Source organism: Hymenobacter duratus, from assembly GCF_014698995.1.
GTDB lineage: Bacteria > Bacteroidota > Bacteroidia > Cytophagales > Hymenobacteraceae > Hymenobacter > Hymenobacter duratus.
On sequence record NZ_JACWZZ010000002.1, the window covers coordinates 190538 to 207063 of the forward strand.

Annotated in this window: 14 protein-coding genes and 1 riboswitch; of the genes, 9 read left to right on the forward strand and 5 right to left on the reverse strand. The window is 57.5% G+C overall.

The genetic code is table 11. The annotated features are described in order from the left end of the window. Positions 1-125: 125 nt before the first annotated feature. On the reverse strand, positions 126-524 hold the full coding sequence (locus tag IC231_RS08720; protein ID WP_190784152.1) for a hypothetical protein: 399 nt from the start codon (positions 522-524) through the stop codon (positions 126-128). 60 nt (positions 525-584) lie between these two features. Next, the gene (locus IC231_RS08725; protein WP_190784153.1) at positions 585-1178 is read right to left on the reverse strand and encodes a glutathione peroxidase; all 594 of its coding nucleotides are present in this window, start codon (positions 1176-1178) and stop codon (positions 585-587) included. A gap of 373 nt (positions 1179-1551) precedes the next feature. On the opposite strand from IC231_RS08725, the gene IC231_RS08730 reads away from it, so the two are divergent. Continuing rightward, the gene (locus IC231_RS08730; protein ID WP_190784154.1) at positions 1552-5346 is read left to right on the forward strand and encodes a PAS domain-containing protein; all 3795 of its coding nucleotides are present in this window, start codon (positions 1552-1554) and stop codon (positions 5344-5346) included. Positions 5347-5408: 62 nt separating this feature from the next. Here the strand turns inward: IC231_RS08730 and IC231_RS08735 are convergent, their stop codons facing one another. Further along, positions 5409-5804, reverse strand: a complete 396-nt coding sequence (locus IC231_RS08735; protein ID WP_190784155.1) for a thiol-disulfide oxidoreductase DCC family protein — start codon at positions 5802-5804, stop codon at positions 5409-5411. A gap of 472 nt (positions 5805-6276) precedes the next feature. Between IC231_RS08735 and IC231_RS08740 the strand changes: the two genes are divergently transcribed. The 6 genes from IC231_RS08740 to IC231_RS08765 all read left to right on the forward strand — a co-directional run bounded on the left by IC231_RS08740 (position 6277) and on the right by IC231_RS08765 (position 10000). Next, positions 6277-6630 carry a hypothetical protein gene (locus tag IC231_RS08740; RefSeq protein ID WP_190784156.1) on the forward strand — a complete coding sequence of 118 codons (354 nt, stop codon included), beginning with the start codon at positions 6277-6279 and terminating at the stop codon, positions 6628-6630. A gap of 10 nt (positions 6631-6640) precedes the next feature. Then, positions 6641-6976, forward strand: a complete 336-nt coding sequence (locus IC231_RS08745) for a hypothetical protein (RefSeq protein WP_190784157.1) — start codon at positions 6641-6643, stop codon at positions 6974-6976. A 427-nt stretch (positions 6977-7403) separates the two neighbouring features. Next, the gene (locus IC231_RS08750) at positions 7404-8117 is read left to right on the forward strand and encodes a DUF5819 family protein (protein ID WP_190784158.1); all 714 of its coding nucleotides are present in this window, start codon (positions 7404-7406) and stop codon (positions 8115-8117) included. A gap of 27 nt (positions 8118-8144) precedes the next feature. Beyond that, positions 8145-9116 carry an HTTM domain-containing protein gene (locus IC231_RS08755; protein WP_190784159.1) on the forward strand — a complete coding sequence of 324 codons (972 nt, stop codon included), beginning with the start codon at positions 8145-8147 and terminating at the stop codon, positions 9114-9116. A gap of 6 nt (positions 9117-9122) precedes the next feature. Then, positions 9123-9443, forward strand: a complete 321-nt coding sequence (locus IC231_RS08760) for a hypothetical protein (protein WP_190784160.1) — start codon at positions 9123-9125, stop codon at positions 9441-9443. An 11-nt stretch (positions 9444-9454) separates the two neighbouring features. Beyond that, positions 9455-10000, forward strand: coding sequence for a hypothetical protein (locus IC231_RS08765; RefSeq protein WP_190784161.1), 546 nt, complete (start codon positions 9455-9457; stop codon positions 9998-10000). A 123-nt stretch (positions 10001-10123) separates the two neighbouring features. Here IC231_RS08765 and IC231_RS08770 read toward each other — a convergent pair whose 3' ends face one another. Beyond that, positions 10124-11374 (reverse strand): homoserine dehydrogenase, encoded by a 1251-nt coding sequence (locus IC231_RS08770; RefSeq protein WP_190784162.1) that lies wholly within the window; start codon positions 11372-11374, stop codon positions 10124-10126. 278 nt (positions 11375-11652) lie between these two features. Next, a riboswitch (SAM riboswitch) is annotated at positions 11653-11767 on the reverse strand. Positions 11768-11942: 175 nt separating this feature from the next. Between IC231_RS08770 and IC231_RS08775 the strand changes: the two genes are divergently transcribed. Both IC231_RS08775 and IC231_RS08780 read left to right on the forward strand, forming a co-directional pair. Next, positions 11943-13337, forward strand: coding sequence for a dihydrolipoamide acetyltransferase family protein (locus IC231_RS08775; protein ID WP_190784163.1), 1395 nt, complete (start codon positions 11943-11945; stop codon positions 13335-13337). Positions 13338-13397: 60 nt separating this feature from the next. Continuing rightward, entirely contained in the window at positions 13398-13604 is a 207-nt protein-coding gene (locus IC231_RS08780) for a hypothetical protein (RefSeq protein WP_190784164.1), read from the forward strand. 73 nt (positions 13605-13677) lie between these two features. On the opposite strand, the gene IC231_RS08785 is transcribed toward IC231_RS08780, so the two are convergent. Continuing rightward, positions 13678-16266, reverse strand: a complete 2589-nt coding sequence (locus IC231_RS08785) for a TonB-dependent receptor domain-containing protein (RefSeq protein ID WP_190784165.1) — start codon at positions 16264-16266, stop codon at positions 13678-13680. Positions 16267-16526 lie beyond the last annotated feature (260 nt).

Sequence of the window (16526 nt, forward strand, 5' to 3'; positions counted from 1 at the left end):
GCTTGGGCCAGCTACTGCTACTACGCAAAACCGGCTACTCCAACTATCATCAACCCGGCCTGCGCATGCATACCGTCCATTACGGCTTGCCGCATGAAAACCCGGCAGACGCAGCACTACGCGGCTTAGGCTACCGCCCATTCCCGGGCCTGCTTCGGGTCAGAAAATGAGCGTAGTTCAAATTGCGGGCTGGTAGCGGCCTGCTGATACATCCTGCCAATCAGCAGGCGGTTCATGGTGTCCTGCGCATCCAGGCGGGCAAACCGTCGAATCCCGAGTTTCATCAGAGCGGGCAGTACGTGTTTGGCCACCCAGTCCAGATCAACGGGGCGCACGGCACCCAGCAGCTGGTCGTTGGCAATCCAGCCGGTAACGCCGTGCTGGCGGGCCAGGGCCAGCGCCTCTGTGATGTAACGCCGAAAATCCCGGCTGCCTGTAAACCCCAGCCACTCCGTTTCCAGCGCGGCAGCCGAACCTGAGTGCAGGTGTATCGTCAGGGAAGGGTGAGAAGCAACAACTGTCATAAAGAACCAATCAGCACGCCCCTAACGGGTTGTACCGCCCGGATGTTGCAGGCAGCGGTCCTACCGGCCTTTCAGCTGGCTGGTTACCGTGTCGCTGAGAGGCGAAACGGCCGGCCCGAAATAGTGCGTCAGGCGCCCGTCCTCACTGATAAGGTACTTGGAGAAATTCCAGTCGGGGGCCTGCTCATTCCAGCCGTTGCGGCGGGCATCACTCAGCCACTGGTACACCGGATTTTGCTGTGGCTGCTTTACTACCACGCTTTTTTTCATCAGCGGGAAGCTTACTCCGAAATTCACTTGGCAGAACTGCTCAATGGTCTTGTCGTCGTCCTTCTCCTGCTCGGCAAAGTCGTTAGCCGGGAAGCCCAGCACCACCAGCTGGTCGGCGTATTGCTCGGAGAGCTGCTGCAATTCCTGGTACTGATTGGTATAGCCGCAGTTGGAGGCCGTATTTACCAGCAGCACCTTTTTGCCTTTCAGCTCCTCGAAGGCAAGCGTACTTCCCGTGTTCAGCTGGCTACCCAGCTCGTGGAAAGGCGCCGGCGCGGCTACCGGCTTAGGGCTTTCCAGCACTTTGCCCCGATTACTCGATTTGGAAAGCCGCATGATCAGCGGATACAACTGTTTCAGGAGTTTCTGGCGGAAGGAGGCCATGGTGTCTCGTTAAGCAAAAAAGAACAGAACTGCTGGCAGAGGAAGATGTTTCGCGGGATACAAACCGTCATTGCCCCGGCCGCCCCGGTTTACGACCAATTACCGGGCAGGTTCCGCCACACCAACTGGTCCGGCCGGCCAAGTCTGGCCGCACGCTACGGGAAGCAAGGGCCCAGCAGCGCTGGGAAAAGGCCCGGACTACGGCTGAGCTCCAAAGGCAGGCAACCGGGCCGATGAGGATTTATTGGTAAACAGGGCCTACTTTCAGGGGGAATTGTGCTGCCCGCCGGGCCTCAGAACACCCTTCCCAGAGGATAGTTTATGCTGTACCAGCTGCTCTGCCTTCCAGTCTGCCTTCCGCTTCGCTGCTCTCATGTCTGATTTCCCACCGCTGCCAGTTGTCTTCAACGCCCTGCCCGAGGCCTGCCTTCTGCTCTCCCCGGAGCTGATCATTGAAGCGGCCAGCAATTCCTATCTGGCGGCCACGTTTACGCAGCGGGAAAGTATCCTGGGCAAATCCCTGTTCGACGTTTTTCCTGATAACCCTGATGCCCCCGAAGCCTACAGCAGCCACGATCTGCGGGCTTCCCTGAACCAGGTCCTCGCTACCGGCAAGCCGCACCAAATGGCGCGCCAGCGGTACGATGTACCTTCTCCGCAGTTCGCCGGCCAGTTCGTGGAGCGGTACTGGCTCCCGTGCAATACCCCCGTTCTGGACGAACAGCAGCGGGTGACGCACATTCTGCACGCCGTGGTGAACGTGACGGAGCAGGTGCACGACGAAGCGCGGCTGCTCACCCGCCAGAAACGGGAGGAGGAGGCGTTGGCCCAGGCCGAAGCACACCGCCTGCAGCTGCAGAAGCTGCTGTTGCAGGCCCCGGCCCTGATTGCCAGTCTGCGGGGCCCCAACCACGTGGTCGACATTGTAAATGAAGAATTCCGGCAGCTGTTCGGCGGCCGCGCCATGGAAGGCAAGCCCTACCGCGAGGCTGTGCCGGAACTGCAGGACCAGCCGTTTTTCGACCTTCTGGATGAAGTGTACCGCACCGGCGAAACGTACCACGGCAACGAAGTGCTGGCTTACATCGACCGGACCAACTCGGGGCAGCGGGAGGCGCTGCATTTCAACTTCATTTACCAAGCCACCCGCGACGCCGCCGGCACCATCACCGGTATTCTCATCTTTGCCTACAACGTAGAGGAACAAGTGCGCACCCGGCAGCAGGTGCAGCACCTGAACCAGGATCTAGCCGCGGCCAATGAGGCCTTGGAGAAAAGAGTGTCGGAACGGACGCAGGCGCTGCAGCAAGCGCAGGCGGAGGCGGAGCGGCAGCGGGCACGCCTGGAAAGCCTCTTTATGCAGACACCAGCCGCCATCTGCATTCTAGACGGCCCCGACCTAGTGTATGAGTTGGTTAATTCTGGCTACCAGCAGCTGTTTCCGGGGCGCCAACTGCTGGGCCAGCCCATTTTGCAGGCCCTGCCAGAAATAGCCAACCACCAGGTGTACCAGACGTTCCGGCGGGTGTATGATACCGGCGAGACGCAGCAGGAGTTGGGTATTCTGATTCCGCTGGCCCGCCCAACTGACGGCTTGCTGGAGGACCGCTACTTCAACTATATCCAGCAGGCCCGCTACAGCGCCGATGGCCTCGTGGATGGCATTATCGTGTTTGCCTTTGAAGTAACCGAGCAGTTAGTGGCCCGGCAGCAGGCCGAGAAAGCCCGGCTTACCAGCGAAACGGCAGCGCGGCAGCTGCAGTTGCTTACCGATTCGCTGCCCGTGCTCATCGGCTACGTAGACCAGAACCAGACCTACCAGTTTGCGAACCGCGCCTACGAAACCTGGTTCAATATGGCTCCCGAAGAGCTGGTTGGGCGCTCCGTGCGGGACGTCATTGGAGAGGCCGCCTACGCACGGGTAGCAGGCTTTATAGAGCGGGGCCTGGCCGGCGAGCGGCTGACTTTCGATGCGGCTATGCCGTACCGCGCCGATTTTACCCGCCACATTCATACCAGCTACATCCCCGATGTGCGCGCAGGAAAAGTCCTGGGGTTTTACAGTCTGGTAGCCGATGTAACGGAGCAGGTACAGACGCAACAGCAGGTACAGGAGCTCAACCAGGCCCTGGCCACCATCAACGCGGAGCTGCAGGCCTCCAACCAGGAGATTAGCAGCAACCATACAGAGCTGATCCGAACCCAGCAGGCCCTGCTCGACGCCGCACAGCGCCAGATTCAGCAGCGGGAAACATTTTACCAGGTGTTTGAGCAGACCCCGGCCAGCATTGGGCTGCTGCGTGGCCCTGAGCACCGGTTCGAGTATGTGAACGAAGCATATCAGCAGCTTTTTCCAAACCGGAAACTACTGGGCCGGCCGGTAGCCGAGGCCCTGCCTGAAACCGTGGGCCAGGGCTTTCTGGAACTGATTGACAACGTGTACCGCACCGGCGAAACGTTTTTCGGCACAGAGCTTCGGCTGAGCCTTGAGAGCTCCGACGGTACACAGCCAAATCAGGATGTGTACTTTACGTTCACGTACCAGGCCTACCGCGAAAACGGCGTGATTATCGGCGTTTCCATCTTTGCCTACGATGTGACCGAGCAGGTGCTGGCGCGGCAGGAACGTGAAGCCGAGCGGCAGCGGCTGGAAAACCTGTTTATGCAGGCTCCCGCTCCCATCACCATCCTCGACGGGCCGGAGCTGGTGTTTCAATTGGTTAACCCGGCCTATCAGCTCATCTTTCCCGGCCGCCAGCTGCTCGGCAAACCCCTGTTGGCCGCCCTGCCCGAGCTGGCCGACACCCTCGTTCCGTCATTGCTCCGGCAGGTGTACACTACCGGCGAAACTTATGTGGCCCAGGAAATGCCCCTTATGCTGGCCCGCCACGCGGGGGCTCCGCTCGAAGAAATATTCTGGACCTTTACCTACCAGGCCCGCCGCAATGCACAGGGCGCCATAGACGGAGTTATGTGCTTTGCCCACGAAGTGACGGACCAAGTGTGGGCCCGCCGTGTGGTAGAAGAGCGGGAACAGTCGTTCCGGCAGATGGCCGATAGCGCCCCGGCCATGCTATGGGTAACCGATGCCAACGGCTATTGCACTTACCTGAACTACCCCTGGTATGCATATACCGGACAAACCGAGGAGCAGGCCCTGGGTATGGGCTGGGTAGAAGCCGTGCACCCCGAGGATGCCGCCGCCACCAGCGCCGCCTTCGTGGAAGCCAATACGAAGCGGCAGCCGTTTCATTGCCAGTACCGGCTGCGTCGCCACGACGGCACTTACCGCTGGGCCACCGATTCCGGATTGCCGCGCTTCGGGGCTTCCGGCGAGTTTGAAGGCATCGTCGGGACGGTTATTGATGTGCACGAGCAGAAGCTGGCCGAGCTGGCCCTGCAGCACCTCACCCAGAAACTGCGCACCTCCCGCGACGAAGCCCAGACCCTCAACGTGGAGTTGCGTGAAACCAATGACCAGCTGGTGCGCACCAACGTCGACTTGGATAATTTCATCTATACCGCGTCGCACGACCTCAAAGCGCCGATTTCCAATATTGAGGGCCTGCTCCACATGTTGCAGGATGAGTTGCCGCCGCCGAGCAAGACGGGAGAAGTGCCCCATATTCTGGATCTGATGCAGGAGTCGGTGGACCGCTTCACCCGTACCATCGAGCACCTGACCGATATCAGCAAGCTGCAGAAAGAGCACGGCCAGCCTGTGGTTGCGGTGCCGCTGGCCGCCGTAATCGAGGACGTGCGCCTCGACCTCGCTCCGCTGCTTCAGCAAGTAGGCGGGCATCTCAGCGTGCATATAGAGGCGACCCCCACGGTCAATTTTTCTGAAAAAAACCTGCGCTCAGTGGTCTACAACCTGCTGAGCAATGCCCTCAAATACCATCACCCCGACCGGGCTCCCGAGGTTCAGGTGCGCACCCGGGTAGAAGCCGCTTATCATGTACTAGAAGTGCAAGACAACGGTCTGGGGCTGGACCTCACGCGTGAAAAGTCGTTGTTTGCCATGTTCCGGCGGTACCATACCCACGTCGAAGGCTCTGGAATCGGCCTTTACATGGTGAAGAAGATGGTGGAGAATACCGGCGGCAAAATTGAAGTGGAAAGTCAGGTCGGCAGCGGCTCCACTTTTTCGGTTTACTTTCCTGCCTAACGTCTGAGCGCAGCACTGGCTGCCACTATAGCACCAGCCGGCAGAGCACAGGCCGGCTAGTGTTACAGAAAGCGGCGGCGCAATGCCGGCGTCGGAATACGGCATTCCGTCTGCCGGCCCAGTAGCAGATAGCGGTGGCGAGCTACCAGCTGATACACCCAGTCGCGCAGGAACCGCGGCAGCACCAGTAGAGCCGCTGCGTGGCGCCATCCAGAATCCAGCTGTTGCAGAATCAGCAGCACTGCTTCGGAACGCTCATACAGCTGCCCATTACGCAGCAGATAGATGGTGGAAAGGGTTGCCGGCGGCCGCTCGCCATGCCGGATCAGTAGCTCGTGGGCTACTGCCGATTGCAAGGATACAAACTGAAAACGCGCTGCTTCATCCCGGTCGATGACAAACTGCACGAACCCATTGCAGAGGTTACACACCCCATCAAAAAAGATTATATCGTTCATCTGGCTTATGGCTACATACGTCGACACCCTTTCGCAAGGCTTATTTGCAATTAACTAATATATGAGTAACAAATGAAGTTTCATCCGCAAGAAAAAAATAATTAAAAAAATCTTTTCAGCCCTTGCATATTATAGTGGATACTTGTTATTTGGTCTTAACAATACGCGCTTGCTGCTTGATTAGCAGCCTCTTTTAGTACTGCCTGGTGAAACGCCGGCAGATAGTACCGCGCCCTACTACCACCAACTACCTATTGCACCTGGCTTCCTGAACTTAATGTGCTTTTGCACATTGACAGGAATGCTATTGCCGCATGATTCGTTTGCCAACAGCAAGCGAGACGGCCTGTTATACCCTTAAAATCCTACTTCCAGCCAGCAACAATCTACTGGTTACATAATAGCATTACCCCTCCTGGTCACTCTGGTACCAGTACAATTCATTTTTTTCAACCTTCACATCTTTCCAACGATGAAAAATTTACGCAAGATGAAACGGCCCATTGCGGCTGCAGTGTTGAGCCTATCCCTTTTCCAATTCTCCATCCAAAATGCAGTGGCCGTTGGCAGCTACCAGCAGGCGCCAACCTACGCTTCCATGCAAAGCCAGCAGGACCTGGCTTTTGGCTGGGCTGCTATTGCCGCGGGTGTTGCCGTGGTGGGCGCAGCTGTGGGTGCAGTGGTAGGGGCTTATGAGATAGGCACCATCGTTGGGCACGCCGCGCATGACTTACTGGGCCGCTCTAACGATATGGCCAGCAACTATGAGCGGGCCAGCTATGTAGCCGGCGACTTTTCTCAATTCGACAACGTGAGCCACAATTAAGCAGCTGACTATGAAAACCTTCCACAAATTTCAGCGCGTCATTGCAGCCTGCCTGCTCACAATTTTGCTGTTCACGGCGTCTATGCAGAATACCGTAGCCTTGGGAACCTACACCCAGGCCACGCCACTTCAGTCACAAAATGCTATGCTGGAGGAAGCTGTGTTCCCAGCTGTAGCGGCTGTGGCATTCGGCGTAGTGGTGGTGGGCGCTTTCGCCTACGGTGTGTATACCGGCTACCGCGAGGCGGCCAATGGCGACAGCAACAACATGGCAAATTCGGTGCTGCTTGACCCATATCAGAGCAACGATTTTTCGGAATTTGACCTGAAAGCCGCTGCTATCTAGGCGTTACCGGCAGTAGCATCCCCCGGCCAGGAGGGGTTTGGGGATGCTATACCCTCGCAAAACGCCCGTGCAGTTCGCTTAGCCGGCATAGTACAATTTATCCGGCATCATTAGCTCACACGCTGCCACACAGTACCTATTTGCAGCAGGGCATTCGGCAACTATCGCCCATCCCTGCAGCTGATGTCAACGTCAGCTGATCAATATGCAATCAGCACGACATAGTACTACTCTGCTTGCCTGTCGGCTCCCGCAGGTATCACTGCAGAGTACAGACTCTGATTCTGAATCATTGTAGGAGTCCCTTACGCACTTGCGCCTCTGCTCCCGCCTGACTACGAAAACCAAAGAATAGTTCTGTTTTAGCTGCACTTCACCACCCTTGGCAATAGTGCCTGACCAGCTTTTCTCACCCTTGCTGTGCCCTATGAAACCGAAACTTCTACCCCGCATTCTATTTTCCGGGCGCTACTGGTGGCTGCTGCATACCAGCCTGGTAATGATACTGATAGGCCACTTTACGGTAGTAGCGTTCAGTATGCTCCCGGCCAACCCGATCAGCCATCAATACAAATACCAGATTCAGGGCTACATGAATCCGTGGTTTTCGCAGACCTGGAACCTGTTTGCGCCTAATCCTATTGCGGCCAACCAGCGGCTGCTGTTTCAGTACGAAGTGTTTCAGAAGGGGAAGGCCCTTAATTCTGGCTGGGTTGATGTGGTGGAGCCGCTCACGGATCTGAAAAAAGTCAGCTACTGGTCGCCGGTGCAGCGCATCCTCAAGCACATGTCGGCCTCAACGAACGAGGTGATTGAGACGCAGAACAAGGCCTTCCGCTTTGCAGCCCGCCAGGATACGCTGGCCAAGGACACGGCCAAAACCAAGCGTTTTCTGCGCGCTGTGGTCAAACAGTCGCCGGGCCACCGGGCTATTCTGCAGTACTCGCGCCACACGCTGCAACGCCTCACGCAGGCAAACCCCACCTGGAACCGGGCCGATTCGGTGCGTGTGACCTACCGCATCATGAGCCAGGAATTTCCGCGCTTTTCCAAGCGCGAGCAGGATTACTTCAACGAGAAGAATTCGCGCTACACGCACATGACCAGTGAGGCCTATCTGCTGCACGTGGCCCGCCGCTAACCTGTCTTCACCTCATTTTACTTCGCCATGCTTCCCACTTCTGATTTGCTGCGCAATTCTATGGGCCTGTCGGTATTCCGGTGCCTGCTGGCCGGGCTGGTCATGAAAAATATGATTTTCTACCTACCGATGGCCGATAATCTGCTGGGGCCCCAGGCTATTGTAGACTATGACACATACCTGGGGCTTATGCACGCTTACGGCCTGGAGGCCCTGCTCTATCCGTTTCATGTGCCCTACGCGCCGCAGGCTTTTGTGCTGGTCACGTTTGTAGTGGCTTTTCTGCTCTTTTTTGGGGTGTTCGGGCGCGTTACGGCATTTGTGTTGTGGCTACTGCTCCTGCTCTTCAAGCAGCGCAACGGCTTCATTCTCGACGGCTCCGACAACGTGATTGAAGTAACGCTGCCGTTTCTCATTTTGGCCGATGCCTACCGCTACAACACGCTGAGCACCGGCTCCCGCTGGCAGTGGCCGGCTTCTTTGAGCAAGGCGGGCCAACTTGTGATGCGCTATGCCTCCCTGGCCCTGTTGATTCAGATCTGCTATGTGTACTTCTTCACGGCGCTGGCCAAACTGCAGGGTGACTTGTGGCTGAACGGTACTGCCACCTACTACACCATGCGCGTGGACGAGTTCCGGCAAACCAGTTGGAATATTCCGCTGACGGAGAACCACTATTTTGTGGTACTGAGCACCTATTTCACCATTCTGTGGGAACTGTCTTTTGCCTTCCTGATCTGGTTCAGACCCACAAAATGGCCGGTAATTGTAGGCGGCGTACTGCTGCACCTAGGTATCTGGTACTTCATGCGCATCGACAACTTTTCCTGGATCATGATTGGATCTTACGCCATGTTCATCACCAACCGAAACTACGTGCATGCCCTGGCTTACGTGCGGCGCTTTCTGCCACGCCGGAGCCGGGCCCCACAGCCCGTTTCTGAGCTGGGACAAACCGTGGTGGTCCACAGTGAGCAATCCATTTCTTCTCAAAACTAAGCGCTCATGACAGTTTTCCTGATTCTGTTGTTGTCTCATCTCGCTACCACAGCAGCCAGCCTGAGGCTACACCGCCGCCTGTTTGCCGGCCGTTCTTTTCAGTTTCCCCGAACCATAGATACAGCCGTGCAGGATCCGGTTTTCCGGGCGTTGCTGCTACTGGGCATCATTCTGCCCTACGTCGTTGCATTGATAATTAATACGTTGGTTTTCAAGCTGGATTATGCATCCGGGCGCTATACCTGGACACTGGCACTACATACCAGCCTGAGCATCCTGTACTACCAAGCCAGCCTCCGTGCTGCGTCCAAGAAAAAACGTTCTTAGCTCTACTTACTATGAAAAAAGATCTTCTTTTTCCTTTGCTGACCTGGTCCCTCCTGACATCGTTGGTATACCTGGCAATGCTTTATGCGGTATTCTACAACTGGATGGATGCTGATACCGGATTATTCCGCGACGACAAGATGATTCTGCTGCCTGTGGTGCCGGGGCTGCTGATGCTGCTGGCGGAAGGACTGCTCCACACATTTCCAATTTACCAGCACCGCGCAGAGGCGTTCCGCAACCACCTGAATCCGGTAAAAGGCATCTGGCTGCTGCTAGTGCTTTCATTGGGCACGTTGGTGTTCTGCTTTTCCCTCGATCTGCTTTACTGCCAGTTTGTGGATGCCAGCATTCCGCAGACCTACGCCGAAACCGTGGCCCAGATGTCGCTGAAAGGCGGGCGTGTCCCCGACGATTCTGTTGTTCGCTCGTTCGCGCAACTGCCCTTTTTCGCACAAAACATCTTCATGAACATCATTTCCATCATTCTGGGCAACGTGCTGGCCCTCATGATTGGCCGTAGTATCGCGAAGCCCCTAGTGCCACAGCTCACCTGAGACCTTATTCCGGCACCCAGAGTAAGCAGCCAAGCAGTACGCCCGAACTTCTGTTCTGGAGACTGAAACGAAAAAGGGCCGGACGGCTTCTGGCACTTGTTCCGAAACCGCCCGGCCCTTTTTCTATTGCATATTGCCGATGGCACCAGCGGCAGCTTCTACTGCTTGGGCAGCCCGTAATGTGCCCGGTAGCCGCACCACACAAATACCTGGCTCCCGCAGCCAGCGGGCCTGCGCCAGCTGTTCCAGCCCAATAGTACCGGTCAGGTAGTGGCCCCGCGCATCAGATTGGAACTGCTCATGCACTCGGCGGAAATCGGTGGGGTCTGGGGCTGTTTCCGCCGTAAACGTAACCAGCACTTCCACCTCGGCGGCGGCGGCCCCCAACGCCAGATGGGTTTGCTGGCGCAGTTTTTTGTACTCGTAGCGGTAGCCATAGGTGAGGGCCGACAGGTCGCTGAGCACGGCCGAAGCGGTAGGAAAAGCCCCGGCACCGCGGCCCAGGAAAAACTGCCGGTCGGCGAAACTGCTTTGGGTGATGAGGCCATTGTATTCGTCGTGCACATGCGCTAGTTCGTGCTCCGGCTTCACCAGGGTAGGCAGCACCGCCGCCGCAATAGTGCCGTTGGGCAAGCGCCGCGCTTCTGCCACCAGCTTCAGAGCATAGCCTTGCTCCTTCGCATACGCCGTAGCCAGTGGGCTTAGCCTGTCGATGCCAAGCGTAAGCAGTTGCTCAGGGGCCACTACCAGCCCAAAGGCATGGGCTAGCAGCAGCACCAGCTTGTTGCGAGCATCAAGACCTTCCACATCCAGAGCGGGGTTGCTCTCGGCGAAGCCCAAGGCCTGCGCTTGGCTTAATGCCTGCCCAAACGACAAGGCGTCGCGGTGCATGGCCGTAAGAATGTAATTGGTGGAGCCGTTGATGATGCCTTCCACCGACTCCAGCAAATCCGTGTCGTAGTACTCTTCCAGATTGCGGATTACGGGCAGGCTGGCACAGGCAGCTGCTTCGTAGAGGAGCGGCGTGCCCGTTTCGCGCTGCAACTCAATAAGCTCCCCCAGATGCTCAGACAGCATCTTTTTGTTAGCCGTTACGACTGCTTTGCCCCGGCGCAGTGCCTCGGTCACAATAAGGTAGGCTTCATCAGCATCGTCAATCAATTCCACTATTACGTCCAACGCAGGGTCGTCGAGCAAGTCGTGGCGGCTGAAGGTAAACAGGCCCAGAGGCAACGTACGCGGCTTGGCGCGGTCCTTCACCCCGATGCGCCCGATGCGGGCCCGCAGGCCCGGCGTACGCTCCAGTACCGTGTGCAGCCCCTGCCCTACTACCCCGAAGCCAAACAGCCCGATATTGATGTCTTTACGCAGCATATTCAACACCTAAACAGTCCAGGACAACAAACCAGAAGCGGCCAGCCCAGGCCATATCAGGGCAACATCAGCGCAGGTTTTCTTTCCGCATGACTGAGCAGCGGCAGTAGTAGCATGTTGAGAACAGCATGTGGTACGCATAGGGAAAGGACGTATTGAGGTGAATGAAACGCCTCCCTTACCAAAGCACCTGATCAAGATTCCTTACCGAAATGGGCATAAAAAAAGCCCTTCCGATAAGTCAGAAGAGCCGCACCCGCCGCAGCGGGGCATCATTCAGCTTATCTTCTCCCAAGCCTGCCGCAGCACGCCTGAAACAGGATTTAGCACCTGGTATTGCTACTGGTTGCTAAGGCATCACAGGGCCTGTCCCTCCGCCTTTCTTGATAAGTGCTCCGTGAAAGGAGCGCACGGCAAATATACAACCCGAAGCAGCAGACGCAAGTAGGTATGCCTGCACTAGACATTTGCAGCGCGGCAACCAATGGCATTGGCCGGCGTTGTGGCTTTCTGTTACCTTTGAGTCCGCAAATTCCCCACCCAATACTCCAACCCCTACCCCAACCGCATGGCACGAGTGGAAATGACGATGCCCAAGATGGGCGAATCCATCATGGAAGGCACCGTCCTGAAATGGCTTAAACAAGTTGGCGACACCATCGAGCAGGATGAATCCGTGCTTGAAGTAGCAACCGACAAAGTTGATACCGAAGTGCCTGCCATTCATGCCGGCGTGCTGCAGGAAATTCTGGTGCAGGAAGGCCAGGTAGTAGCCGTAGGCGCTCCTATAGCCATTGTAGAAACCGATGCAGCCAATGCCGGTGCTTCTGCTCCGGCAGCTGCCCAAGCTACTGCTGCCTCCTCCGACAACGGCGTGGCGGCAGTGCCCTATCTGCCCGAAGCCGGCGACCCACAGGCCAACCAGGCGCAAGCAGTGAGTACCTCAGCCGCTCAGCCGCAGCCGGGCCGCTTCTATTCGCCGCTGGTGCTCAGCATTGCCCGCGAAGAAGGCATTTCGATGGCCGACCTGGAGTATCTGCCCGGTACCGGTAGCGAAGGCCGGGTCACGAAGAAAGATATTCTTGACTATGTAGCTGGCGGCAAGAAGCCACTTGGTGCTGCACAGGCGGCGGCAGCTCAACCAGCAGCTCAGCAGCCCCCCGCTGCTCCTGCTCCTCAGGCAGCAGCTCCGGCAGCACAGCCAGTAGCCCAAACACCAGCGGCAGCGCCCAAAGCGGCGCCCTCAGTAAGTGGCAACCAGGAACTGATTGAGATGGACCGGATGCGCAAAATGATTGCGCAACGTATGGTTGACTCTAAGCGCATTTCGCCCCACGTTACTTCCTTCGTAGAGGCCGACGTGACGGACATCGTGAACTGGCGCAACAAGCACAAGGATGGCTATAAAAAGCGCGAGGGTGAAAACCTCACCTTCACGCCCATCTTCATCCAGGCCATTGCGCGCGCTATCCAGGACTTCCCGAACATCAACGTATCGGTAGAAGGCGACTACATCATCAAGAAGCGTGACATCAACGTGGGTGTAGCAGTGGCGCTGCCTTCCGGCAACCTTATTGTGCCCGTAATTCACAACGCCGACCAGCTTAACCTCAACGGCCTGAGCAAGCGGGTGAATGACCTCGCCAACCGCGCCCGGGCCAACAAGCTGAAGCCCGAAGATCTGGAAGGCGGCACCTACACGGTATCCAACGTCGGCTCGTTCGGCAACGTGATGGGCACGCCCATCATCATGCAGCCACAGGTAGCCATCATGGCTGTTGGCGCTATCAAGAAGAAGCCGGCCGTCATCGAAACTCCGCAGGGCGACCTGATTGGCATTCGCCACTTCATGTTCCTGAGCCACAGCTATGACCACCGCGTGGTAGATGGCTCGCTCGGTGGCCAATTCGTGCGCCGCGTGGCCGATTACCTGGAGCAATTCGACCCGAATACGGCTATTTAGGTTGCCTCATTTACTGGAAAGCCCGTCGTTCCGGCGGGCTTTTCTTTTGCCTGAACCACCATGAAAAACGTTATTACCCTTGGGGCGCTGGTCATTTCCCTGGCCCTGATTGTTTACCTGTACGTGCGCCTTTCTGATACAGAACAGAAACTGGCTGCTGCCGAACAGAACGCCAAAGACTGTATGCAGGTGACTTTCCAGCTGCAGAACAAGCTCACGCAAGCTACCAGCGGCAAAGCGCCCGACAGCCTGCAAGCGCGCAAGTAGCTTCCTGCACAGCCACACAAAAAAGGCCCGCCTGCTGAGCAGACGGGCCTTTTTGTATAAGGAGCACCAGCCGTTATGGCCGTCCGCCGCTGGGGCCCTGGGCCGGGGTTGCGCCAGCGCCATTGCCGCCGTCGGTGCCGCCGTCTTTCAGGTCATCGTTGTTGACGGAACGCTTGCGCCGCGCAGGAGCCATGCTCATCTTCCCGATGCGGTAGCTGATGTTCATGCGGAAACCTGTGCGCCGCAGTACGTTCACGCTGTTCTGCTCCAGGAAGGGCGTGCTGATGGAGCTGCGGATTTTGTTGGTGGGCGTGAAGATGTTATCGGCCCCGAAACCGATGGAGCCTTTCTTCTCGGCAAAATCCTTCTTCACCCCTACGCTATACACCCCGAAGCCGCCCTGGTAGCCTTGCAGCTGCACCTGCCGGCCGCGGTAAAACGCAAACGCCTGCATGCCCCAGCCTTTGGTAAAGCTGTAGCCCCCCATCATTCGGCCACTGGCCACCCAACCCTGGTTGCTGGCTGCATACAGCGGGCTGGAAATGTTGTTGTCGAGGGTGGCGTAGTACACGTCGGCGCCGCCGCCCAGCGTCAGCTTGTTGTTGATGTTGACGTTGGCGTTCAGGCTGCCGCCGTAGGCGTTTTCGGTGCCGATGTTGTCGTAGGTGGTCCGCACAATAGCGCCGTCCTGCGTGCGGATGGGCTGGATGGAGCCATCCGTGTTCCGCGCAAACACCGAGAAATTGAGCGAGGTCTGCTTGATGAAGGTATTGTAGCCCAGCTCGTAGTTGTTGGTGTATTCTGGCTGCAGCAGCGGGTTGCCTTCCGTGGTGCTGACCTGGTTAGGCACCTGTCGGTTAGGGTTCAGAAACTGCAGCGACGGACGCTGAATGCGGCGGTTGTAGGCCACTTTCAGTACGTTGCCGTTGGTCAGCTTCCGCGACAGGTTCACGCTGGGTACCAGCACCCCATAGGATGGAATGGAAGGCGCGTTTTCAGTACGGAAATTGGCGTCGATGGTCGTGTATTCGTAGCGGGCACCAGCTTTCAGCGTGTAGCTTTTCAGGAAGCTGAGCGTGTACGAAGCATAAGCTGCCGCCACGTTCTGGTTGTAGTCGAATACGTTCGAGAGGTTGGTGCCGGACTGCGGCTGGCCGTTGAGCAGCGTGGTGTAGTCGCTGTTTACGCGGCGCATAATGTCCTTGGCGCCAAACTCCAGTAGCTGGGTTTTGCTCAGGGGCGTCTGGTAGTCGGCCTGCACCGTTACTTCCTGGTTGTAGCTGTCGTTGTCGTTGCGCAGATTGTCGCCGGTATTCTCGCCGGCCAGAATCAGGTTAGTGAAGTTGTTGGTGCGGGTGTTGCGGCTGTACTGGGCCAGCAGACTGAACTCGCGCTGCGGCGTTTCGAAGGTGCGGGTGTAGTTCAGGGTGGCGTCTAGCGTATTCGAGTTATCAAGCACACTGATGTCGCGCAGGCTGCTGGTCGGGTTGCGGCCATCGAAGTAGGCAATACTGGTGCTCTGGTTGTCCTGGTAGTTCGTGCCATTGCGCAAACCCAGCTGCACCGATGCCGACAGGAAGTTGTACTTGTTGATATCGTAGTCCCAGCCCAGCGAGTAGCGCCCGAACAGGTTCTGGTTGCGCGTGTCGGCTTCCTGCACGGTGCGGCTCAGCAGCTCACGGGTGCTCAGGTCCTGCCCCTGAATGGAATACGTCTGCTGCTCGTTGCGGAAGCTGCCCGGCGTGTTGTACTGGCCCCGGCCGCCGCCACCCAGCGAAAAGCCCATCTTGCCCACGCGGTACGAGGCACTCAGGCCCAGGTCGGAGCTGCGCAACCCAATGCTGCTGCGCAGGTCCAGCGTAAAGCCCTGCAGGTTGTTCTGCTTGGTCACGATGTTGATGATACCACCAGAGCCTTCCGCATCGTATTTGGCCGAAGGCGAGGTAATGACTTCCACCGACTTGATCTGGTCGGCGGGAATCTGCTTCAGCGCATCGGCAATACTGTTGGCGGAGATGGTGCTGGGGCGGTTGTTGATGAGCACCCGAATGTTGGAGCTGCCGCGCAGGCTCACGTTGCCATCAAGGTCGACGCTGAGCATGGGCACCCGTTTGAGCACATCGGTAGCGTCGCCGCCACGGGTGGTTTCGTCCTTTTCGGCGTTGTATACGGTGCGGTCTACCTTCTCTTCTATCAAGCTGCGCTGGCCTTCCACTACTACTTCGCCCAGCTTCTGCGCCGACGACTCCAGCACGATACCGCCCAGCGCCACCGTGTTACCGGCGTCCGTAATTACAACGCCGGTCTTTTCAACGCTCTTGTAGCCGATGAAGCTGATCTGCACGGTATAGGTGCCAGCGGCCACACGCGGAATCGAGAATTTGCCGTTATCATCGGCCGAAGTCCCGTCCACCGCTTTGCCAGTAGCAGGGTTCAGCAATACTATCGTAGCATAGGGTACTGGCTGCTTGGAAGCCGCGTCCGTCACGGTGCCGGTGATACGGCCGGTGCCTGCTTGCGGTGCAGTGGCTGCACCCTGCGGGGCCTGTCCGGGCGCACCAGCGGGGCGCATCCCTCCGGCAGGCCGTTCGCCCTGTGGCATCTGTGCCCAGCCCAGTCGGCCAGCCGTGGTGAGAACCAGAACGAGGAAAATCTTTTTCATGAACTTCTATTGAAAGATGCCGCCCGGCAAACCGGCGCGGCGTTATGGCTGCTCTATTGTTGGCGCGAACTTACCTCAGGTGCCAAAGGCCCGAAAATCAAACCGACTAACCAGCAGTTTCTGCCCTTGAAAACCCACAAATCATCCGCTGGTTTCGCCGACCAGCCGAAGCCACAGACACGCTTTCGGCAGTAGAGTGGCACATGGTGTAGAAATTAGTTTCGAATCGGGCCTTGCAACCGGAATACTCTTGATTTTGC

Coding starts and splice junctions, on each gene's coding strand:
- IC231_RS08755 (WP_190784159.1), top strand. CDS start 8,145: ATGCTTCCCACTTCTGATTTGCTGCGCAATTCTATGGGCCTGTCGGTA.
- IC231_RS08740 (WP_190784156.1), top strand. CDS start 6,277: ATGAAAAATTTACGCAAGATGAAACGGCCCATTGCGGCTGCAGTGTTG.
- IC231_RS08785 (WP_190784165.1), bottom strand. CDS start 16,266: ATGAAAAAGATTTTCCTCGTTCTGGTTCTCACCACGGCTGGCCGACTG.
- IC231_RS08720 (WP_190784152.1), bottom strand. CDS start 524: ATGACAGTTGTTGCTTCTCACCCTTCCCTGACGATACACCTGCACTCA.
- IC231_RS08750 (WP_190784158.1), top strand. CDS start 7,404: ATGAAACCGAAACTTCTACCCCGCATTCTATTTTCCGGGCGCTACTGG.
- IC231_RS08730 (WP_190784154.1), top strand. CDS start 1,552: ATGTCTGATTTCCCACCGCTGCCAGTTGTCTTCAACGCCCTGCCCGAG.
- IC231_RS08775 (WP_190784163.1), top strand. CDS start 11,943: ATGGCACGAGTGGAAATGACGATGCCCAAGATGGGCGAATCCATCATG.
- IC231_RS08760 (WP_190784160.1), top strand. CDS start 9,123: ATGACAGTTTTCCTGATTCTGTTGTTGTCTCATCTCGCTACCACAGCA.
- IC231_RS08770 (WP_190784162.1), bottom strand. CDS start 11,374: ATGCTGCGTAAAGACATCAATATCGGGCTGTTTGGCTTCGGGGTAGTA.
- IC231_RS08735 (WP_190784155.1), bottom strand. CDS start 5,804: ATGAACGATATAATCTTTTTTGATGGGGTGTGTAACCTCTGCAATGGG.
- IC231_RS08765 (WP_190784161.1), top strand. CDS start 9,455: ATGAAAAAAGATCTTCTTTTTCCTTTGCTGACCTGGTCCCTCCTGACA.
- IC231_RS08745 (WP_190784157.1), top strand. CDS start 6,641: ATGAAAACCTTCCACAAATTTCAGCGCGTCATTGCAGCCTGCCTGCTC.
- IC231_RS08725 (WP_190784153.1), bottom strand. CDS start 1,178: ATGGCCTCCTTCCGCCAGAAACTCCTGAAACAGTTGTATCCGCTGATC.
- IC231_RS08780 (WP_190784164.1), top strand. CDS start 13,398: ATGAAAAACGTTATTACCCTTGGGGCGCTGGTCATTTCCCTGGCCCTG.